General features: G+C 72.3%; 16 protein-coding genes. 4 read left to right on the forward strand and 12 right to left on the reverse strand.

Annotated elements, in window-relative coordinates; genetic code table 11:
* Window positions 1-8: 8 nt before the first annotated feature.
* From pgeF to rsmH, 12 genes are all read right to left on the reverse strand, one after another.
* The gene (gene pgeF / locus AB5J54_RS11060; RefSeq protein WP_369143748.1) at window positions 9-734 is read right to left on the reverse strand and encodes a peptidoglycan editing factor PgeF; all 726 of its coding nucleotides are present in this window, start codon (window positions 732-734) and stop codon (window positions 9-11) included.
* Complete coding sequence (gene ftsZ, locus AB5J54_RS11065) at window positions 731-1,945, reverse strand: cell division protein FtsZ (protein ID WP_369143749.1); 1,215 nt, start codon at window positions 1,943-1,945, stop codon at window positions 731-733. Before ftsZ ends, pgeF begins: the two co-directional genes overlap by 4 nt.
* A 278-nt stretch (window positions 1,946-2,223) precedes the next feature.
* A complete protein-coding gene (locus AB5J54_RS11070; protein WP_369143750.1) occupies window positions 2,224-3,027 on the reverse strand; it encodes a cell division protein FtsQ/DivIB in 804 nt (267 codons plus the stop codon).
* 24 nt (window positions 3,028-3,051) lie between these two features.
* A complete protein-coding gene (murG, locus tag AB5J54_RS11075) occupies window positions 3,052-4,146 on the reverse strand; it encodes an undecaprenyldiphospho-muramoylpentapeptide beta-N-acetylglucosaminyltransferase (RefSeq protein ID WP_369143751.1) in 1,095 nt (364 codons plus the stop codon).
* Window positions 4,147-4,152: 6 nt separating this feature from the next.
* Window positions 4,153-5,493 (reverse strand): putative lipid II flippase FtsW, encoded by a 1,341-nt coding sequence (gene ftsW / locus AB5J54_RS11080; protein ID WP_369143752.1) that lies wholly within the window; start codon window positions 5,491-5,493, stop codon window positions 4,153-4,155.
* 55 nt (window positions 5,494-5,548) lie between these two features.
* The gene (murD, locus tag AB5J54_RS11085) at window positions 5,549-7,000 is read right to left on the reverse strand and encodes a UDP-N-acetylmuramoyl-L-alanine--D-glutamate ligase (RefSeq protein ID WP_369143753.1); all 1,452 of its coding nucleotides are present in this window, start codon (window positions 6,998-7,000) and stop codon (window positions 5,549-5,551) included.
* Window positions 6,982-8,052 carry a phospho-N-acetylmuramoyl-pentapeptide-transferase gene (mraY, locus tag AB5J54_RS11090; RefSeq protein WP_369143754.1) on the reverse strand — a complete coding sequence of 357 codons (1,071 nt, stop codon included), beginning with the start codon at window positions 8,050-8,052 and terminating at the stop codon, window positions 6,982-6,984. Before mraY ends, murD begins: the two co-directional genes overlap by 19 nt.
* The gene (gene murF, locus AB5J54_RS11095) at window positions 8,049-9,473 is read right to left on the reverse strand and encodes a UDP-N-acetylmuramoyl-tripeptide--D-alanyl-D-alanine ligase (protein WP_369143755.1); all 1,425 of its coding nucleotides are present in this window, start codon (window positions 9,471-9,473) and stop codon (window positions 8,049-8,051) included. The genes mraY and murF overlap by 4 nt, the downstream gene beginning before the upstream one ends.
* Before the next feature lie 4 nt (window positions 9,474-9,477).
* The gene (locus tag AB5J54_RS11100) at window positions 9,478-11,151 is read right to left on the reverse strand and encodes a UDP-N-acetylmuramoyl-L-alanyl-D-glutamate--2,6-diaminopimelate ligase (protein WP_369143756.1); all 1,674 of its coding nucleotides are present in this window, start codon (window positions 11,149-11,151) and stop codon (window positions 9,478-9,480) included.
* 16 nt (window positions 11,152-11,167) lie between these two features.
* Window positions 11,168-13,150 (reverse strand): peptidoglycan D,D-transpeptidase FtsI family protein, encoded by a 1,983-nt coding sequence (locus AB5J54_RS11105; RefSeq protein WP_369143757.1) that lies wholly within the window; start codon window positions 13,148-13,150, stop codon window positions 11,168-11,170.
* Between the two features lie 7 nt (window positions 13,151-13,157).
* On the reverse strand, window positions 13,158-13,784 hold the full coding sequence (locus AB5J54_RS11110; RefSeq protein WP_369143758.1) for a septum formation initiator family protein: 627 nt from the start codon (window positions 13,782-13,784) through the stop codon (window positions 13,158-13,160).
* Window positions 13,781-14,737 carry a 16S rRNA (cytosine(1402)-N(4))-methyltransferase RsmH gene (rsmH, locus tag AB5J54_RS11115; protein ID WP_369143759.1) on the reverse strand — a complete coding sequence of 319 codons (957 nt, stop codon included), beginning with the start codon at window positions 14,735-14,737 and terminating at the stop codon, window positions 13,781-13,783. Before rsmH ends, AB5J54_RS11110 begins: the two co-directional genes overlap by 4 nt.
* A 278-nt stretch (window positions 14,738-15,015) precedes the next feature.
* On the opposite strand from rsmH, the gene AB5J54_RS11120 reads away from it, so the two are divergent.
* The 4 genes from AB5J54_RS11120 (at window position 15,016) to AB5J54_RS11135 (ending at window position 20,440) form a co-directional block, all read left to right on the forward strand.
* Window positions 15,016-15,555, forward strand: a complete 540-nt coding sequence (locus tag AB5J54_RS11120) for a beta-class carbonic anhydrase (RefSeq protein WP_369143760.1) — start codon at window positions 15,016-15,018, stop codon at window positions 15,553-15,555.
* Between the two features lie 123 nt (window positions 15,556-15,678).
* Window positions 15,679-16,698, forward strand: a complete 1,020-nt coding sequence (locus AB5J54_RS11125) for an AAA family ATPase (RefSeq protein WP_369143761.1) — start codon at window positions 15,679-15,681, stop codon at window positions 16,696-16,698.
* Window positions 16,698-18,053, forward strand: coding sequence for a DUF58 domain-containing protein (locus AB5J54_RS11130; RefSeq protein WP_369143762.1), 1,356 nt, complete (start codon window positions 16,698-16,700; stop codon window positions 18,051-18,053). Before AB5J54_RS11125 ends, AB5J54_RS11130 begins: the two co-directional genes overlap by 1 nt.
* Entirely contained in the window at window positions 18,050-20,440 is a 2,391-nt protein-coding gene (locus AB5J54_RS11135) for a DUF3488 and DUF4129 domain-containing transglutaminase family protein (RefSeq protein WP_369143763.1), read from the forward strand. The genes AB5J54_RS11130 and AB5J54_RS11135 overlap by 4 nt, the downstream gene beginning before the upstream one ends.
* The last annotated feature ends 142 nt before the right edge of the window (window positions 20,441-20,582 follow it).

Raw genomic sequence — 20,582 nt, forward strand, 5'->3', positions numbered from 1 at the left:
GTCTCTTCTCACAACCAGACATATCCCGCGAGTCGCCCCGTGGTGCGATCGCGACGGTACGAGTAGTGGTCGCGCGATTCCAGGGTGCAGACCCCGGCGTCCGCGATGTCCGGGACCCCGAGCCGCTCCAACTGCGCGCGCACTCCGGCGGCGACGTCGACGGCGGGGGTGCCCCAGGAGGTCTCCGCGTACGCGGCCGGTTCGACGGCCGCGACCTCGGCGCGCATCGCCTCGGGCACTTCGTAGCAGCGGCCGCAGACGGCGGGTCCGGTGCGGGCGACGATCCGGGCGGGGTCGGCGCCGAGCTTCACCATCGCCGCGACGGCGGCGGGGACGACTCCGGCGACCATCCCGGGCCGCCCGGCGTGGGCGGCGGCCGCGACTCCGGCGACCGGGTCGGCGAGGAGGACGGGCACGCAGTCCGCGGTGAGGACGGCGAGGGCGAGTCCGGGGCGGGCGGTGACGATCGCGTCGACGGACGGGACCACCGCGTCCCCCCACGGTCCGTCGACCTCGGCGACGTCGGCGCCGTGGACCTGGTTCATCCAGACCACCTGCGCCGGGTCGAGCCCGAGGGCCCCGGCGGCGGCCGCCCGGTTGGCCAGGACGGCCGCGGGCTCGTCCCCGACCGCTCCGCCGAGGTTGAGCTCCTCGTACGGAACGGCGCTCACCCCGCCCCACCGGTCGGTGAAGGCGAAGTGCGCGCCGTTCGCGTCGAAGCGGTGTCCTATCACTTCAGGAAGTCCGGGACGTCCAGCTCCTCGGCCTGGCTGTCCGCGTACGGACGGGCCGGCGGGACGACCGGCGGAGCGGCCGACAGCGGGGTCTCGTTGACGACCGGGGCGGGCTCGACCGGGACCGGGGCCGGCTCCTCGCGCGGGGCGACCGTACCGAGGCCGCCCAGCGGGCGGGGGGTCTCGGTGATGCGGGGGGCCGGGGCCGGCTCCTCGCGCTTGGCCGAGACCGAGCCGATGATGTTGTCCCGGCGGGCCGGCGGCTGACCGCCGTCGAAGCCGGCCGCGATGACGGTGACCCGGACCTCGTCGCCGAGGGCGTCGTCGATGACGGCGCCGAAGATGATGTTGGCCTCGGGGTGGGCCGCCTCGCTGACCAGCTGCGCGGCCTCGTTGATCTCGAAGAGACCGAGGTCGCTGCCGCCGGAGATGGAGAGCAGCACGCCGCGGGCGCCGTCGATGGAGGCCTCCAGGAGCGGCGAGGAGATCGCCATCTCGGCCGCCGCCACCGCGCGGTCGTCGCCGCGGGCGGAGCCGATGCCCATGAGCGCCGAACCGGCCTCGGACATGACCGACTTGACGTCGGCGAAGTCGAGGTTGATCAGACCCGGGGTGGTGATGAGGTCGGTGATGCCCTGGACACCGCTCAGGAGGACCTGGTCGGCCGACTTGAAGGCGTCGAGCACGGAGACCTGGCGGTCCGAGATCGAGAGCAGCCGGTCGTTGGGGATGACGATGAGGGTGTCGACCTCTTCGCGGAGCTCGGCGATGCCGTCCTCCGCCTGGTTGGCGCGACGGCGGCCCTCGAAGGTGAACGGCCGGGTGACCACACCGATCGTCAGGGCGCCGAGCGAGCGCGCGATGTTGGCGACGACGGGCGCGCCGCCGGTGCCGGTGCCGCCGCCTTCGCCGGCGGTGACGAAGACCATGTCGGCCCCCTTGAGGACCTCCTCGATCTCCTCACGGTGGTCCTCTGCCGCCTTGCGACCGACGGCCGGGTTGGCCCCGGCCCCGAGGCCGCGGGTGAGTTCACGGCCGACGTCGAGCTTGACGTCGGCGTCGCTCATCAACAGCGCTTGCGCGTCGGTGTTGATCGCGATGAACTCGACGCCCTTGAGACCGACCTCGATCATTCGGTTGATGGCATTGACACCACCGCCGCCGACACCGATGACCTTGATGACTGCGAGGTAGTTCTGCGGTGCTGCCACGTCGAAGGCCTCTCGCCTCGAGTTACGTGTCGTCGCTGCGCGGTTGGTCGCGCCGCTCCGACGGATGCCGATTGGGACGGTCCGAAACGCCGACCCAAACCCTAACGTTGAAGTTTAGGGTTACCAGTGTCTCTGTTCGCTGGACTCTTCCGAACAGGACACTAAGTCGACAAGTGGCGCACGTTCAACGAACACGCCGAACCTCCCGTTTTTCTTTTCACCCTATGTGATCACCCGTAGCGATGGCCAACCAGGGTGCTGGCCAGCGGAGATGCCCGTCAACTTCCGGACGAGGCGGGGGCCGTGGGGGCACTTACGTCGAAGTGCCCCGCTTTGGGAGTGGCCTTCATGAGGGCGGTCAGCACCCGGGCCTTGACCGGGCCGTGCTCACCGCTGCCCCAGAAGACCGTTCGGCCCCTGGTCAGCTCCAGAGTGACGGAGTCGTACGAGGTGATGCGTACGACACGAGCGTCCCGGGCGATTTCCGCGGGGAGTTCACCCCGGACGCCGACCGCCTCCCGGAGCAGCCGGTCCGCGTCGAAGCGGCGGAGGCTCGGGGAGGAGGCGCTGTCGAGGACGAGGAGGGGGACGCCGCGGGGCGCGGTGTCGACGGTGGAGAACCGCAGTCCCGTCGCGTCCACTTCGGTGAATTTTCCGCCCTTTTCGACAAGAAGAACGGGCTTCCGTTCCGTCACTTTCAGCCCGATTCCGTGCGGCCACGACCGCACGACGTCGATCGATTCGATCCGCGGCAGCTTCTGCCGGAGCCGGGCTGCGATCGCGTCGGTGTCGACGGTGACGAGCGGGGCGCCCATCGGGACGGCGGCGACCGCCTCGACCTCGGCCGGCGTCAGGACCTGCGTGCCGGAAGTCTTCACACGTTCTACACGGAACCAGGTCGAGCCGTAGAGCGCCCAGGCCCCGCCGGCCACGAGCACGACGAGGCCGAGCGCGACGAGGAGCACCCGGGGCGCGGGCACCCGGAACCGACGGTTCCGGGTGCCCGCGCCGGAGGACCGCTCCGACGACCCCTTCGTCTTGCTCGTCCCGCTCTTCTCCGCGGTCGTCGGTCCCGCTGCCACCCGGCGCCTCCTGCCTCAGGGCCGCTACGCCTGCCGGCGGGCGGCGATCGCCTCGTACACCATGCCGACGAGCAGGTCGTCGGCGTCCCGGCGGCCGAACTCGGCAGCGGAGCGGGACATCTCGTACAACCGGTGCGGATCGGCCAGTACGGGCAGGACGTTGCCCTGCACCCACTGCGGCGTCAGCTCCGCGTCGTCGACGAGGAGTCCACCGCCGGCCTTCACCACCGGCTGGGCGTTGAGCCGCTGTTCGCCGTTGCCGATGGGCAGCGGGACGTACGCGGCGGGCAGCCCGACGGCGGAGAGCTCGGCGACGGTCATCGCGCCCGCGCGGCAGAGCATCATGTCGGCCGCGGCGTACGCGAGATCCATCCGGTCCACGTACGGTACCGGCACGTACGGCGGCATACCGGGCATGTTGTCGACGCGCGGCATCTCGTTCTTCGGGCCGACCGCGTGCAGGATCTGGATGCCGGAGCGCTGGAGCACCGGGGCGATCTGCTGGATCACCTCGTTGAGCCGCCGGGCGCCCTGGGAGCCGCCGGAGACCAGCAGCGTCGGCAGGTTCGGGTCGAGGCCGAAGGCGGCGCGCGCCTCGGGCCGCACCCGCGCCCGGTCGAGGGTCGCGATGGTGTGCCGCAGCGGGATGCCGATGTAACGGGCGTTGCGGAGCTTGCTGTCCGGGGTGGCGACGGCGACCCCGGCCGCGTACCGCGAACCGATCTTGTTGGCCAGGCCGGGCCGGGCGTTGGCCTCGTGGACCACGATGGGCACCCCGAGGCGCTTGGCCGCGAGATAGCCGGGCAGGGCCACATAGCCGCCGAAGCCGACCACGCAGTCCGCCTTGGTGCGCTCCAGGACCTGCTCGGCCGCCTTGATCGTGCCGCGCAGCCGCCCGGGGACGGTGATCAGCTCGGGGGTGGGCTTGCGGGGCAGCGGTACGGCGGGGATGAGCGCCAACTCGTAGCCCCGCTCGGGCACGAGCCGGGTCTCCAGACCCTTCTCCGTGCCGAGCGCCGTGATCCCCACGCTGGGGTCCTGCCTGCGCAGGGCGTCCGCGAGGGCGAGCGCGGGCTCGATGTGGCCGGCGGTCCCCCCACCGGCGAGTACGACATGCACCGAAATTCACCGCTCTCCGGACGGGCGCTTCTTGACGCGCCGTCGCATCGACTTCCATCTCTTCCCGGCCCGCTTGCCCCAGCCGGGGCGACGCATGGCCAGGGCCGCTTTCGCGGCGGGTTCCTGTCGCGCGAAGGCGATGAGGAGCCCGACGGCGAACATGGTCGGCAGCAGGGCCGACCCTCCGTAGGAGAACAGCGGGAGCGGGACACCGGCGATCGGCAGCAGGCCGAGCACCGCACCGATGTTGATCACGGCCTGAGCCGTGATCCAGGTGGTCACACCTCCCGCGGCGAACCTCACGAAGGGGTCCTCCGTGCCTCCGGCCACGCGGATACCCGCATAGCCTAGAGCCGCGAACAGGGCGAGTACCGACAGCGTCCCCGCGAGACCCAGTTCCTCACCGGTGACCGCGAAGATGAAGTCGGTGTGTGCTTCAGGGAGTTGGCCCCATTTCTCGACGCTCGCGCCGAGTCCGGAACCGAACCATCCGCCCGAGGCCAGAGCATAGATTCCGTGCGCGGCCTGCAGGCAGGGGGCTCCCTCGCCGCCGGGGTCGGTCGCTCCGATGCAGTCGAAGCGCTTCATCCGGTTGTCGCTCGTCTTGATCAGCAGGAAGCCGATCGCGCCGGCGACCGTGAGGACGCCGACGAAGAGCCGGGTGGGCGCCCCGGCCGTCCACAGCAGGCCGAAGAGGATGGCCGCGAGGATGATCGAGGTGCCCATGTCGCCGCCGAGCATGATCAGCCCGAGCAGCATGAAGGCGCCCGGCACCAGCGGCACCAGCATGTGCTTCCACTGGGTCAGCAGCCGCATGTCCTGCTTGCGGGCGAGCAGGTCGGCCCCCCACAGGATCAGCGCCAGCTTGCCGAACTCGCTGGGCTGGAGCTGGAAGGGGCCGCCGAGGGAGATCCAGTTCTGGTTGCCGTTGACCGCGTGCCCTATCCCGGGGATCTGCACGAGGACCATCAGGAACACCGCGCCGACCAGGATCGGGTAGGCGAGCGCCCGGTGCAGCTTGACCGGCATCCGGGAGGCGATCAGGAGCAGTCCGGTGCCGAGGAGCGCGGCGATGAACTGCTTCCGGAAGAAGTAGGAGGGCACCAGGTCGTAGCGGAGCGCCGTGATCATCGAGGCGGAGTAGACCATCACCAGGCCGAGCGTGGTGATGAGCAGCCCCGCGCCGATGATCACGTAGTACGCCGTGAGGGGCCGGTCCCAGGCCTTGCGGAGCCGCTCGTAGAGCCCGCGTGGGCCTCCGCCGCGCGCCCGCCGCGGGGTCGCGGGGGCCCGCCCTCCGCCGCCTGCGGCGGAGGGCCGGCGTGTCCCGGCGATCTTGCTCGGCATGGTCGCTGTCCCCTCCAGTCGTGCCCGGTCCGGCCGGACCCTCCCGCTGGTCGGGTCAGGCGTCCCCGGTGGCGGCGAGGGCGCGGACGGCGTCCGCGAAGGCCTCGCCCCGCTTGTTGTAGTTGGTGAACATGTCCATCGAGGCGCAGGCCGGGGCGAGCAGCACCGTGTCCCCCGGCTGGGCGAGCCGGGCCGCCTCGCGGACCGCCTCGGACATCGCCCCAGTGTCGGTCCGGTCGAGGTCCACCACCGGGACCTCCGGGGCGTGTCGCGCCAGGGCTTCGCGGATCAGGGCGCGGTCGGCGCCGATCAGGACGGCGCCGCGCAAGCGCTTCGCCGACCGCTGGACGAGCTCGTCGAAGGTCGCGCCCTTGGCGAGGCCGCCGGCGATCCAGACGATCGGCTCGTAGGCGGCCAACGAGGCTTCCGCGGCGTGGGTGTTGGTGGCCTTGGAGTCGTCGACGTACGTGACTCCCTGGACCTCCTCGACCAGTTCGATGCGGTGCGGGTCGGGCCGGAAGGCCTTGAGGCCGTCCCGTACGGCCTTGGCCTCGACGCCGAAGGCGCGCGCGAGGGCGGCGGCGGCGAGGGCGTTGGCGATGTTGTGCGGGGCCGGGGGCTGGACGTCGGCGACCTCGGCGAGCTCCTGGGCGTTCTTCTGCCGGTTCTCGACGAAGGCCCGGTCGACGAGGATGCCCTCGACGACGCCGAGCTGGGAGGGGCCGGGGGTGCCGAGGGTGAAGCCGATCGCGCGGCAGCCCTCCTCGACGTCGGCCTCGCGCACCAGGTCCTCGGTGACCTGGTCGGCGACGTTGTAGACGCAGGCGACCTGGTTGCCCTCGTAGACGCGGCCCTTGTCGGCGGCGTACGCCTCCATGGTGCCGTGCCAGTCGAGGTGGTCGGGCGCCAGGTTGAGCACGGCGGCCGAGTGGGCGCGGACGGACGGCGCCCAGTGCAGCTGGTAGCTGGAGAGCTCGACGGCGAGCACGTCGTACTCCTGCTCGCCGAGGACGGCGTCGAGGAGCGAGACGCCGATGTTCCCGACGGCGGCGGTCCGCAGACCGGCCGCCTCCAGGATCGAGGCGAGCATCCGCACGGTGGTGGTCTTGCCGTTGGTGCCGGTGACCGCGAGCCACGGGGCCGCAGGTCTTCCCGCAGGGGACTCACGCAGGCGCCAGGCCAGCTCGACGTCCCCCCACACCTCCACGCCCGCCTCGGCGGCGGCCGTGAAGAGGGGCTTGTCGGGCCGCCAGCCGGGGGTGGTGACGATCAGCTCGGTGCCGGCCGGCAGCGTCGCCCCGTCGCCGAGGCGGACGGTGATGCCTTCCGCCTCCAGCTCGGCGGCCTGCGCCCGGGAGCGCTCGTCGTCGCCGTCGTTGACGACGGTCACGAGCGCGCCGCGGGCGTGCAGGACGCGGGCGGCCGGGATGCCGGAGATCCCGAGTCCCGCGACGGTGACCTTCTTGCCGTTCCAGTCGAGCTGTTCTGTCACTTCTCTGCTGCCCATCCCGCGTAGAAGAGGCCCAGGCCCACGATCACGCACATGCCCTGGATGATCCAGAACCGGACGACGACCAGGACCTCGGACCACCCCTTGAGTTCGAAGTGGTGCTGGAGGGGCGCCATCCGGAAGACGCGCTTGCCGGTCATCTTGAACGAGCCGACCTGGATGACCACGGACATCGTGATCAGCACGAACAGGCCGCCGAGCAGGGCCAGCAGGAGCTCCGTACGGGAGCAGATGGCGAGACCGGCGAGGGCGCCGCCGAGGGCGAGCGAGCCGGTGTCACCCATGAAGATCTTGGCGGGCGAGGTGTTCCACCAGAGGAAGCCGAAGCAGGCGCCCATCAGCGCGGAGGCCACGACCGCGAGGTCGAGCGGGTCGCGGACCTCGAAGCAGGCGTTGGGGTTGGTCAGCGTGATCGCGTTGGCACAGGACTCCTGGAACTGCCAGAGCCCGATGAAGGTGTACGCGCCGAAGACCATCACCGAGGCGCCGGTGGCCAGACCGTCCAGACCGTCCGTCAGGTTCACGCCGTTGGACATGGCCAGGATCATGAAGAGCGCCCAGACCACGAAGAGCACCGGACCGATGGCCCAGCCGAAGTCCGTGATGAAGGAGAGCTTCTCGGATGCCGGGGTGTTCCCGCGCGCGTCCGCGAACTGCAGCGCGAGCACGGCGAAGGCGATGCCGACGATCAGCTGGCCGGCCATCTTCGCCTTGGCCCGCAGACCGAGCGAACGCTGCTTGACGATCTTGATGTAGTCGTCGAGGAAGCCCACCAGGCCCATGCCGGCCATGAGGAACAGCACCAGGACGCCCGAGTACGTCGGGTCCTCACCGGTGATGACCTTGGCCAGCGCGTACGCGATGAGCGTGGCCAGGATGAAGGAGATGCCGCCCATGGTGGGCGTGCCCTTCTTCCCGGCGTGACCGCGCGGGCCGTCGTCACGGATGAACTGCCCGTAGCCCTTGCGGGCAAGGAGCTTGATCAGCAGCGGCGTGCCGATCAGGGTCAGGAAGAGCCCGATGGCCCCCGCGAAGAGGATCTGCCTCATCGGCCGGTGACCTCGCCCTCGGTGTCGAGGAGCGCCAGCGCGACCTTTTCGAGACCGACCGACCTGGAAGCCTTCACAAGGACGACATCCCCCGGACGCAGCTCACTGCGCAACAGGTCGACAGCCGCCTGCGCGTCGGACACGTGCACCGACTCCTCACCCCACGAACCCTCGTTATATGCGCCCAGTTGCAGCCAGGAAGCTTCCCTCTCCCCGACCGCGACGAGCTTGCTGACGTTGAGCCGGACGGCGAGCCGTCCGACCGCGTCGTGCTCGACGAGCGATGCGTCACCGAGCTCGGCCATCTTGCCGAGCACCGCCCACGTACGAGCCCCTCGGGCCTGTGCGGCCCTGCCCATGGCCGCGAGCGCGCGCAGGGCGGCTCGCATGGACTCGGGGTTCGCGTTGTAGGCGTCGTTGACGATCGTCACGCCGTCCGGACGCTCGGTGACCTCCATGCGCCAGCGCGACAGGGTGCCCGCCTCGGAGAGCGCGGTGGCGATCTCTTCGACGGGCATGCCCAGCTCGTGCGCGACGGCGGCCGCTGCGAGCGCGTTCGACACGTGGTGCTCACCGTACAGGCGCAAGGTCACGTCACTGCACCCGGTGGGTGTGTGAAGCCTGAAAGAAGGCTGTCCGTTCTCTGTGAGGCGGACGTTCTCGGCCCGTACGGCCGCTTCGTCCGCTTCGCCGAACAGGGTCACGCGGGCCTTGGTCCGGCTCGCCATCGCGCGGACGAGCGGGTCGTCGGCGTTGAGGACCGCGACTCCGCCCTCTTCGGCGGACGGCAGGGACTCGACGAGCTCGCCCTTGGCCTGGGCGATCTGCTCCCGGCCGCCGAACTCGCCGATGTGGGCGGTGCCCACGTTCAGGACGAGGCCGATACGGGGCGGGGTCAGGCCGGTGAGGTAGCGGATGTGGCCGATGCCGCGGGCGCCCATCTCCAGGACCAGGTGCCGGGTCTCGTCGCTCGCGCGGAGCGCCGTGAGCGGCAGGCCGATCTCGTTGTTGAGCGAGCCGGGCGTCCACACGGTGGGCGCGTGCCGGTCGAGGACCTGGGCGATCAGGTCCTTCGTGGAAGTCTTGCCGGCCGAGCCGGTGAGGGCGACGACATCGGTGCCGAGCCGTTCCACGACCGCGCGGGCGAGGGCCCCGAGCGCGGTCTGGACGTCGTCGACGACGAGGGCGGGGACGCCGACGGGCCGGGTGGCGAGCACCGCCACCGCTCCCGCCCGGACGGCGCGCTCCGCGTAGTCGTGGCCGTCGACGTGCTCACCGGCGAAGGCCGCGAAGAGGCTGCCGGCCCGCACCTCGCGGGAGTCGATGACGACGGGCCCGGTGATCCGGGCGGCCGGATCCGGTATGTCGTGCGCCTGCCCGCCGACGATTTCGGCGATCTCGGCGAGGGAGAGGGCGATCACTGCTTCATCCCTGACTGTTCTCGTGACGGTGTGCGTCCTGCTGGCTCTGCTGGCGGAGAATCGCCTCGCGCAGGACCTCGCGGTCGTCGAAGGGGCGTACGACCCCGGCGATCTCCTGGCCCTGCTCGTGGCCCTTGCCGGCGACCAGGACGGTGTCGCCGGGGAGCGCGCGGGCGACGGCGGCCGCGACGGCGGCGGCCCGGTCGGGTTCGACCAGGACGTTCCCGCGCTCCCCCGCCGGCACCTCGGCGGCGCCGGCGAGCATGGCGGTGAGGATCGCGAGGGGGTCCTCGGAGCGGGGGTTGTCGGAGGTCAGGACGGCGGTGTCGGCGAGCCGGGCGGCGGCGGCGCCCATCGGGCCGCGCTTGGTGGTGTCCCGGTCGCCTCCGCAGCCGATGACCACGTGCAGCCGGCCCTCGGTGACCTCGCGCAGGGAGCGCAGGACCGATTCGACGGCGTCCGTCTTGTGCGCGTAGTCGACGACCGCGAGGTAGGGCTGGCCAGCGTCGACCCGCTCCAGGCGGCCCGGGACGCCGGGGACGGCGGCGACGCCCTCGGCGGCGGCCTTCGGGTCGAGACCCGCGGCGGCGAGGGTGGCGATCGCGGCGAGGGTGTTGGCGACGTTGAACGGGCCGGGCAGCGGGGCGGTGGCGGAGATCCGCTCGCCCTCGGGGCCGACGGCGGTGAACGTCGAGTCGTGGGAGCCGAGGACGAGGTCCTCGGCGCGCCAGTCGGCCTCGGGGCGGCCCTCGGCGGAGAAGGTGACGACCGGGACGGTCGCCTCCCCGGCGAGCCTGCGGCCGTAGGCGTCGTCGAGGTTGACCACGCCCAGGCGGCTGCGCCGGGGCGTGAAGAGCCCGGCCTTGGCCTGGAAGTAGTCCTCCATGTCGGAGTGGAACTCCATGTGCTCCGGGCTGAGGTTGTTGAAGACGGCGACGTCGAAGACGCAGCCGTCGACCCGGCCGAGCACCAGGGCGTGGCTGGAGACCTCCATGGCGACGGCCTCGACGCCCCGCTCGCGCATGACGGCGAAGAGCGCCTGGAGGTCGGTGGCCTCGGGGGTGGTGCGCTCGGACTTGATGCGTTCGTCGCCGATCCGCATCTCGACGGTGCCGACGAGGCCGGTCTTCCGCCCGGAGCCGCGCAGGCCGCCCTCCACCAGGTAGGCGGTGGTGGTCTTGCCGGAGGTGCCGGTGATGCCGATCTGGAGGAGGCCCTCGCCGGGGCGCCCGTAGATCCTGGCGGCGAGTTCGCCCATCCGGCCGCGCGGGTTCTCCACGACGAGGACCGGCAGGCCGGTCGCGGCGGCGCGCTCGGCGCCCGTCGGGTCGGTGAGGATCGCGGCGGCGCCGAGTCCGGCGGCCTGGGCGACGAAGTCGGCGCCGTGGGTGCGGGCGCCGGGCAGGGCCGCGTACAGGTCCCCGGGGCGCACGGCTCGCGAGTCGTGCGTGATGCCCGAGATCTCGACGGCCCGGGGGATGTCGGTCCCGAGCTGCGCGGCCAGGTCGCCCAGGGGTGTCGGGCGGGCCTGCTCCGGCCGGGGTGGGGCGTTTCGGTACTGATCAGCGTGTGGCACGGCGGTGAGCGTACCGGGCGCACCCTGTGCGGGGCCAAAAGAGCCCGGGGCCTCGCCGGAGTTCGATTTCCGGTTCCCGGAATGAGGGGTGATCGTTGTCACTGGTGCTCCCGGAGTGTCACGGGGTGGGTTCGAAGGTGACCGGCAGTCGGGCGGGGTCGCTGCCCGTGGGCGCGACGTGGAGGGTCTTGAGGGCGAACTCCATGACCTTCTTGTAGATGGGTCCGCAGATCTGGCCGCCGAAGTAGCTGCCCTTGGTGGGGTTCTGGATGGCGCAGTAGACGGTGATCTGCGGGTCGTCCGCGGGGGCGAAGCCGGCGAAGGAGGCGGTGTAGCCCTTGTAGACGCCGAGCTCGGGGTCGACGCGGTTGGCGGTGCCGGTCTTTCCGGCGACGCGGTAGCCGGGGATGGCGGCCTTGGTGCCGGTGCCCTCCCGGTCCTTGACGACGGACTCCAGCATCTGCGCGAGGGTCTTCGCCGTCTTCTCGCTGATGACCCTCGACTCCTTGGGCGCGGGGGCCGCCGTGAAGCGCCCGTCGGGGCCCTTCGTCCCGCGCACGAGGATCGGTTCGATCCGTACGCCGCCGTTGGCGATGGTCGAGTACACGGAGGCGGCCTGCATGGCGCTGACGGAGAGGCCCTGGCCGAAGGGGATCGTGTACTGCTGGGAGGTGGACCAGTCCTGGGGCTTGGCGAGGATGCCGGGGGTCTCGCCGGGGAAGTTCAGGCCGGTGGGGCTGCCGATGCCGAACTTGCGCAGGTACGAGTGGAGGACCCGGTTCGCCTCGGGCTGGTCCTTGCCGAGCTGGCCGGTGGCGAGGATGGTGCCGATGTTGCTGGACTTGGCGAGGACGCCGTTGAGGGTCAGGTACCAGGTGATGTGGTCGATGTCGTCCTTGAAGAGCCGGTCGCCGCGGTGGAGCCGGTTGGGGACGGTGACGTGGGTGTCGGGGGCCGCCTTGCCCTCCTCCAGGACGGCGGCCATGGACATGACCTTGCTGGTGGAGCCGGGCTCGTAGGCGTCCTGGAGGGCGGCGTTGCCCATGGCTGCGGCGTTGGCGGCGGAGAGGTCGTTGGGGTCGAAGCCGGGGGCGTTGGCCATGGCGAGGACCTCGCCGGTCCGGGTGTTCTGCACGACGACGTAGCCGCGGTCGGCCTTGGACTTCTTCACCTGCTCGGTGATGGCCTGCTGGGCGGCCCACTGGATGTCCCGGTCGATGGTCAGCTCGATGTCGGAGCCGGGGACGGCGGGGGTGCCCTGGGAGCCCGCGGTGGGCACCTGGCGGCCGCCGGACTGGGTGAAGCGGATCTTGCCGGCCTGGCCGGAGAGCTCCGCGTCGAGCATGGACTCCACGCCGCCGGCGCCCTTGCCCTCGGCGTTCACGTAGCCGAGTATCCCGGCGGCGAGCTCGCCGTTCGGGTACACGCGCTTGGTGCTGGGTTCGCTGAGGATGCCGCCGAGGAGGTTGATCCCGTTGCCGCCGACGGCCTGCGCCTTCTGCCCGTAGACCTTCTTGAGGTCCTTGATCTGGTTCCAGACCTGCGGGGTCTGCTTGCGGGCGAGCAGGGTGTAGCGGGACTTGGGGGTACGGAGCTTCTTCGCGAGCTCGGCGGGTTGCTTGCCGAGGATCGGGGCGAGGAGCGCGGCCGCCTGCTCGGGGGCGTCGGCGAGCTTCGACTCCTCGGGGGTGAAGAGCTTGGGGTCGGCGGTGATGTCGTACGCGTCGACGCTGGAGGCGAGCGCGATGCCGTTGCGGTCGGTGATCTCGCCGCGCTCGGCGGAGAGCGTGTACTCCTGGAAGCGGTACTTGTCGGCCTTGGCCGCGTACGCGGAGGCGTCCACCGCCTGGACCTGGAGCAGCCGCACCACGAAGACCAGCATGACGAGGGTCAGCCCGAGGGAGATCAGGCGCAGCCGGGGCCGCGGGCTGCCGAGCCGGATCGTGCGGGGCTGCCGGGCCGGGGGCCGCTTCCCTGCCGGGCGGGGCGCCGGGCGGGACGGACGGGCTCCGGGCGTGCGGGCTCCGGCGGAGGCGGGCCGGGGGCGCGCGGGCCGGGCGGGACCGGGGACGCGACGGCGCGGGGGCTCCTTGGAGGGCACTGCTCGGTCACCTGGTTTCGTAGGGCTCGTGGGGCTCGGGTACCGGCACTGTCCCTGATCGGCTGATGCCGGAGGAGCCCGAACCGGTGGGCCCCCCGCCGGTGGGAAGGACGCTGGTCGGGCTTGTGTCGGGGTTCGTCGGTGCCGTTCCGGTGGTCGCCGGGCTGTCGAACGTGCGGGGGCCCGTGGAGGCGCCGGCTCCGGTGGCGGGTGTGCTCCCGGGGGTCGCCGACGGCTTCGGCCTGGGCTTCGGGGTCGGCTTCGGGGCCTCCGCCACCGAGGGTTCGCCGAGGACCTTGCCGTCCGGGCCCAGGAAGGCCGGGCTGCCGCCCGGGACCATGCCGAGCTCGCGGGCGCGCCGCTCCAGGGCGTCGGGGGCCGCGTAGTCGTCGACGTCCCGCTGGAGCGCCTGCTCCTCGTCGGTGAGCTCGGTGGTCTTGTTCTTGAGCTCGTTCAGCTTGAAGGAGCCCTGGTTGAGGGCCGAGTTCAGCAGGAGCAGGGAGATGAGCCCGCCGCCGAGCAGGACGAAGACGAGCAGGACGAAGGGGGTGCGGGCGGCCGAGCTGGGCCCCGACGGCATGAGCCGTCCGAGTCGCGCGGCCCGCCCTTTGAGGGGCCCCTTCGCCGTGCTCACAGGACGTCTTCCCGGATGCGCTCGACACCCCGGAGCCGGGCGGGGGCGGCGCGCCGGTTCTCGGCGACCTCCTCCTCCGTGGGCAGCTCGGCGCCGCGCGTGAGCAGCTTCAGCCGGGGCTGGTACTTCTCGGGGACGACGGGCAGCCCGGGCGGGGCGGTGGTCGCCGCGCCGGCCGCGAAGACGCCCTTGACGATCCGGTCCTCCAGGGACTGGTACGAGAGGACGACGACCCGGCCGCCGACGGCGAGGGCCTTCACGGCCGCCGGGATGGCCTTCTCGACGCTGTCGAGCTCGTGGTTGACCTCGATGCGCAGGGCCTGGAAGGTGCGCTTGGCCGGGTTGCCGCCGGTGCGCTTGGCGGCCTGGGGCAGGGCGTCGCGGATGAGCTCGACGAGCCGGGCGCTGTTGGTGAAGGGCTCCTTGTCGCGCTCGCGCACGATCGCGGAGACGATCCGCTTGGCCTGCTTCTCCTCGCCGTACGCGCGGAGCATCCGGACCAGCTCGCCCGGCGGGTAGGTGTTGAGGACCTCGGCCGCGCTGATGCCGGACGTCTGGTCCATGCGCATGTCCAGCGGGGCGTCCTGGGCGTAGGCGAAGCCGCGGTCGGCCTCGTCCAGCTGCATGGAGGAGACGCCCAGGTCGAAGAGGACGCCGTCCACCCGGGGGATGCCGAGCCGGTCGAGGACCTCGGGCAGCTCGTCGTACACGGCGTGGACGAGGGTGGCCCGGTCCCCGTACGGGGCGAGCCGCTCGCCGGAGAGCCGCAGGGCCTCCTTGTCGCGGTCGAGGGCGACGAGCCGCGCCTCGGGGAACTGCTGCAGGAGGGCCTCGCTGTGGCCGCCGAGGCCCAGGGTGCAGTCGACGACGACCGCGCCGGGGCGCTGCAGGGCGGGGGCCAACATGTCCAGGCACCGCTGGAGCATCACCGGGACGTGTCGGTCGTTGCTCAATGCGCCCTCTCAGATCCGGCGCGGAGGCACGTACCGCGGGAGAGGCCGAGCCGTAGGTACCGCCGCACACACGGGGGAGAAACCGCGGAAAATCGCTCGTTGTCTCCGTGAACTCCGCGTCACTTTAGTCCACGGGACCCGCCGGTCAATCAACCGACTGGCGGGTCGCACAACCCGGGGAGCCCCATCTGTGGGTTAGCTCACAACAAGACTCATTGATGTTCTTTGTCCCCTCTCACAGCGGGCCGGAAAGGGGCGTGACCATTACCGTCGGAACCATGTCGACCTCCGCGCACCCCTCTGCCGACGCCATACGCACCGGCGCCACGGTCACCGACCGTCTCGTCGAGGCCAACGAACGCTACGCCGCCGATTTCACCGACCCGGGAATGGACGCGCGGCCCGTGCTGCGCGTCGCCGTCGTCGCCTGCATGGACGCCCGTCTCGACCTGCACGCGGCCCTCGGCCTGGAACTCGGCGACTGCCACACCATCCGCAACGCGGGCGGTGTCGTCACCGACGACGTGATCCGCTCGCTCACCATCAGCCAGCGGGCCCTCGGCACCCGCAGCGTGATGCTGGTGCACCACACGAACTGCGGTCTCGAATCGCTCACCGAGGACTTCCGGCACGAGCTGGAGGACGAGGTCGGCCAGCGCCCCGCCTGGGCGGTCGAGGCCTTCCGCGACGTCGACCAGGACGTCCGCCAGTCGATGCAGCGGGTGCGGACCTCCCCCTTCCTGCTGCACTCCGACGACGTCCGGGGCTTCGTCTTCGATGTGACGACGGGCCTGCTGCGCGAGATCGACCCGGCTTAAACCCTCCACTTAAACCGTCAAACCCTGGCATTTCCCCCGCACTTGTCCGCATGCAAGTGACAGGCCCGGCCACGGCAACAACAATGCTCGGACGACAGTTCCGAAAGGCCGAGGAGGGCCGGGGTGACGACCTATGACGATCGAGCGAGCCTCGCTGATCTGACCACCACTGTGGAGCGAGTCCGCCGATCGGTGGAGAGTGTGATCGAGGGCAAGCCCGAGGTCGTACGGCTTTCGCTGACCGTGTTGCTCGCCGAGGGGCACCTCCTGATCGAGGATGTCCCCGGCGTCGGCAAGACCATGCTGGCCAAGACGCTGGCCCGGTCCATCGACTGCTCGGTGCGCCGCATCCAGTTCACGCCCGACCTGCTGCCCTCGGACGTCACCGGCGTGTCGATCTTCGACCAGCAGCGCCGGGACTTCGAGTTCAAGCCGGGCGCGATCTTCGCCCAGATCGTGATCGGCGACGAGATCAACCGCGCCTCGCCGAAGACCCAGTCCGCGCTCCTGGAGTCCATGGAGGAGCGCCAGGTCACGGTCGACGGCCAGACGTACGAGCTGCCCAGCCCGTTCATGGTCGTCGCCACCCAGAACCCGGTCGAGATGGAGGGCACCTACCCGCTGCCCGAGGCCCAGCGCGACCGCTTCATGGCCCGTGTCTCCATCGGCTACCCCAGCGCCGAGGCCGAGCTCCAGATGCTCGACGTGCACGGCTCGGTCTCCCCGCTGGACGACCTCCAGCCGGTCGCCCACGCCCACGACATCCTCAAGCTGATCGAGGCCGTGCGCGGGGTCCACGTCGCCGACGCGGTACGCCGGTACGCGGTCGACATCGTCGCCGCCACCCGCACCCACCCCGACCTGCGACTCGGCGCCTCCCCCCGGGCCACGCTCCACCTGCTGCGGGCCGCCAGGGCCTCCGCGGCGCTCAGCGGCCGCGACTACGTCCTGCCGGACGACCTCCAGGCCCTCGCCGCACCCGTCCTCGCCCACCGGCTGCTGCCGACGGCGCAGGCCCAGCTGAACCGCCGCACCGCCGAGCAGGTCGTCCAGGAGATCCTCCAGCGCACCCCCGTCCCGGCCGCGGCCCCGCCCGCCGGACCGCTCTACGGCCAGCAGCAGCCCGGCGCCCGGCGGCTGTGATGAGTGGCGCCGCCGTGCCGGACGGACCGCGGGGCGACGAGGACGACCGGGGCGGACTGCGGGCCGCCTTCGGCGGTCTCACCACCCGCGGCCGTTCCTTCCTCGCCGCGGGGGTGGCCGCCGCCGCCTGCGCGTACGTCCTCGGCCAGGCCGATCTGCTGCGCGTCGGGCTGCTGCTCGCCGCCCTCCCGCTGATCTGCGTCCTCGTGCTGCACCGGACCCGCTACCGGGTCGCCGCCTCCCGCCGCCTCACCCCCCAGCGGGTGGAGACCTCCACCGAGGCGCGGGTCCAGCTGCGGATGGAGAACATCTCCAAGCTCCCCACCGGCCTCCTGATGCTCCAGGACCACGTGCCGTACATGCTGGGACCCCGCCCCCGCTTCGTCCTCGACCGGGTCGAGGCGGGCGGCCGGCGCGAGGTGTCCTACCGGGTCCGCTCCGACCTGCGCGGCCGCTTCCCGCTGGGCCCCCTCCAGCTGCGGCTCAACGACCCCTTCGGGATGTGCGAGCTGACCCGCTCCTTCAGCGCGTACGACACCCTCACCGTCGTGCCCCGCACCGAGGCCCTCCCGCCGGTGAAGCTCTTCGGCGAGGCCGGGGGGTACGGGGACGGGCAGTCGCGCTCCCTCGCGCTCGCCGGCGACGACGACGTCATCCCGCGCACCTACCGCCACGGCGACGACCTGCGCCGGGTCCACTGGCGCTCCACCGCCCGCTACGGCGAGCTGATGGTCCGCCGCGAGGAGCTCCCCCAGCGGGCCCGCTGCACCGTCCTCCTCGACACCCGCCGGATCGCCTTCCAGGGCGCGGGCCCCGACTCGGCCTTCGAATGGGCCGTCTCCGGCACCGCCTCCGCGCTCGTCCACATGCTGGAGCGCGGCTACGCGGTCCGGCTGCTCACCGACACCGGCAGCGCGATCCCCGGCGAGGGGGCCGAGGGCTTCGCCGGCTCGGCACAGGACTCGGCCGAAGCGGCCGGTCTGATGATGGACACCCTCGCGGTCGTCGACCACTCCGAGGGGGCCGGGCTCTCCCGCGCCTCCGACGTGCTGCGCGGCGGCGGCGACGGACTGCTCATCGCCTTCCTCGGCGACCTCGACGAGGAGCAGGCCGCCCTCGCCGCCCGGATGCGGGGACGGTCCGGCGCGGCCGTCGCGTTCGTCCTGGACTCCGGCACCTGGCTCACCGGCGGCGCGGTCCCCGGAGCGGTCGAGGACCGGGTGCGGCAGCTGCGCGAGGCGGGCTGGACGGCGCTCGCCGTACCGGCCGGCGCCTCGCTCGCCGATCTGTGGCAGCAGGCGGCCGGGCTCCGCCCGGAGTCCGCCGCCGCCGACACCTACGGAGGATGGTCATGAGCGGCCGCGCACGGCTGACGCTCGCTTCCTGGGCCGCCACCCTGATGGCCGCCGGGGCGCTGCTCCCCCTGGTGAAGCCGGCGACCTGGATCTTCACGGCCGCCTTCGTCCTCGCCCTGGTGAGCGGGGTGGGCACGCTGGCCCGGCGGGTGCCGCTGGCCCGGCCGCTGACCCTGCTCGCGCAGACCGTCACCGCGGTCCTCGCGCTGACCGTGTTCTTCGCCCGGGAGCAGGCCTTCCTGTGGCTCGTCCCGGGCCCCGAGGTCTTCACGCACGCCGCCGAGCTGTTCCAGGCGGGCGCCGAGGACGTCGGCCGGTACGCGATCCCCGCGCCCGACACCGAGGGCATCCGGCTCATGCTGGTCGGCGGCGTCGTCGCGATCGGGCTCCTGGTGGACACCCTCGCGGTCACCTTCCGCAAGGCGGCCCCGGCCGGCCTGCCGCTGCTCGCCCTGTACTCGGTGGCCGCCGGCCTCTCCGGCGGCGGCGCGGGCTGGCTCTGGTTCCTCCTCGCGGCCACCGGCTATCTGCTGCTGCTGCTCGCCGAGGGCCGTGACCGGCTCTCCCAGTGGGGGCGGGTCTTCGGCGGCGCCCAGCGCTCCGGCCGGCCCGGCTCCAGCGTCGCCGCCGGCGGCGGCCCCGCCTTCGCCCCGGCGCGCACCGGCCGCCGGATCGGCGCGGTCGCCATGGGCGTCGCCCTTGTGGTGCCGTTCGCGCTGCCGGGCTTCTCCGGCGGTCTCTTCGGCGGCAACGGCGAGGGGAGCGGGGGCGCCGGAAAGGGCGGCACGATCGCCGCGGTGAACCCGCTGGTCTCCCTGCAGGACAATCTGCGCCAGCCGGAGGACCGTGAGGTCCTGCGCTACCGGACCAACGCCCGCGACACCAGCGGGATGTACCTGCGGCTGGTCGCCCTGGACCAGTTCGACGGCACCTCGTGGAAGTCCTCGGTCCGCCCGATCGAGGACGTGCCCAAGCAGCTGCCCTGGCCGGACGGCCTCTCCCAGAGTGTCCGGATCACCGAGGTGACCAGCAACTTCGTCGCCTCCGACGCGTACGAGCAGAAGTGGCTGCCCATGCCGTACCCGGCGGGCCGGGTCGACATCGAGGGACGCTGGCGGTACGAGCCGGCCGGCCGGATGCTCGTCGGCGACGACAAGCAGACCACGAAGGGCGCCCGCTACCAGGTCTCCAGCCTGGACGTGCAGCCGACGGCCGCGCAGCTGGCCGGCTCCGGGCCCGCCCCGGAGAAGCTGCGCCGCGAGTACACCAAGGTGCCGACGACGCTGCCGGCCGACGTGCGGGCCACGGCCCTGGACGTCACCAAGGGCGCGCGGAACGACTACGAGCGGGCGGTGAAGCTCCAGGACTGGTTCGCCCGGGACGGCGGCTTCCGCTACGACGTCGACGTGGAGTCCGGCACCGGCGTCCAGGCGATCTCCCGCTTCCTGAAGGACAAGGAGGGCTTCTGCGTCCACTTCTCCTTCTCGATGGCGGCGATGGCCCGCTCGCTCGGCATCCCCGCCCGGGTCGCCGTGGGCTTCATGCCCGGCACGACGCAGACCGACGGTTCGCTCTCCGTCGGCATCCGGGACGCGCACGCCTGGCCCGAGCTGTACTTCGAGGGTGCCGGGTGGACGCGGTTCGAGCCGACCCCCTCGCGGGGCTCCACCCCCTCGTACACCCAGGCGAACACGCCCTCGGGCACGGCCACCGGGCCCGCGCAGCCGCAGCAGAGCGCCTCGGCGCAGCCGTCCGCCGCGCCGAGCGCCCCCGAGAGCTGCACCCCGCAGATGAAGAAGCTCGGCGACTGCGGTCCCGACGCGGCGGTGGCCGGCGCGTCCTCGGACGGCTCGGGCCCGGACCTCCGCACGGTCCTCCTGGTGTCCCTGGCGGTCCTCCTCCTCGTCGCGCTCCCCCTCCTCCCCCTCTTCTGGCGGACGCGGGTACGGTCGCGACGACTCGGCCCGGGCGGCGGCGGCGCCCTCGCGGTCTGGGAGGAGATCAACGACACGGCCTGGGACCACGGGGTCGAGCCGGACGACTCCCTGACGCCGAGGAAGTCGGCGGCGCGGATCGTCCGCCTCGGTGAGCTGCGGGGCGAGTCCGCGGACGCGGTGCACCGGGTGGCGCGGGCGGTGGAGGAGGTGCTGTACGCGCCCCGGCCGCGGCCGGTCGCGGACCTGGCCTCCGAGGCGGGGCGGGTCCGTGTGGGCTTCCACGCGGGCGCCGACCGGATCACCCGGCTGCGGGCCCTCCTGGCCCCGCGCTCGGCGACCCGCCTCCGCTGGGCGTGGTCGACCCGCTGGTCCTCCTGGACGACCCGCCGCCACGCGCTGACAGCCCGAGCGACAGCCGCCCTCCGCCGCGCCCCCCACGAGACCGGCTGACCACACCGGGGCCGGCGCCCACCGCCCGTGTGGGCGATCGTCCCGCAGGGCGGGACGGGTGGGCACACGGGACGGCGCGCCCAGCGGCGCCTCCGCGTTCCGCGCCTGGACCCGCACCCGCTGCACGGGGTGCGGGTTCGGG

The organism is Streptomyces sp. R44 (assembly GCF_041053105.1).
GTDB lineage: Bacteria > Actinomycetota > Actinomycetes > Streptomycetales > Streptomycetaceae > Streptomyces.

Excerpts from the sequence above, each read along its gene's own strand:
- ftsW (WP_369143752.1), bottom strand. The coding sequence starts at position 5,493 with ATGCCGAGCAAGATCGCCGGGACACGCCGGCCCTCCGCCGCAGGCGGC.
- murD (WP_369143753.1), bottom strand. The coding sequence starts at position 7,000 with ATGGGCAGCAGAGAAGTGACAGAACAGCTCGACTGGAACGGCAAGAAG.
- mraY (WP_369143754.1), bottom strand. The coding sequence starts at position 8,052 with ATGAGGCAGATCCTCTTCGCGGGGGCCATCGGGCTCTTCCTGACCCTG.
- AB5J54_RS11120 (WP_369143760.1), top strand. The coding sequence starts at position 15,016 with ATGTCGACCTCCGCGCACCCCTCTGCCGACGCCATACGCACCGGCGCC.
- AB5J54_RS11130 (WP_369143762.1), top strand. The coding sequence starts at position 16,698 with ATGAGTGGCGCCGCCGTGCCGGACGGACCGCGGGGCGACGAGGACGAC.
- AB5J54_RS11135 (WP_369143763.1), top strand. The coding sequence starts at position 18,050 with ATGAGCGGCCGCGCACGGCTGACGCTCGCTTCCTGGGCCGCCACCCTG.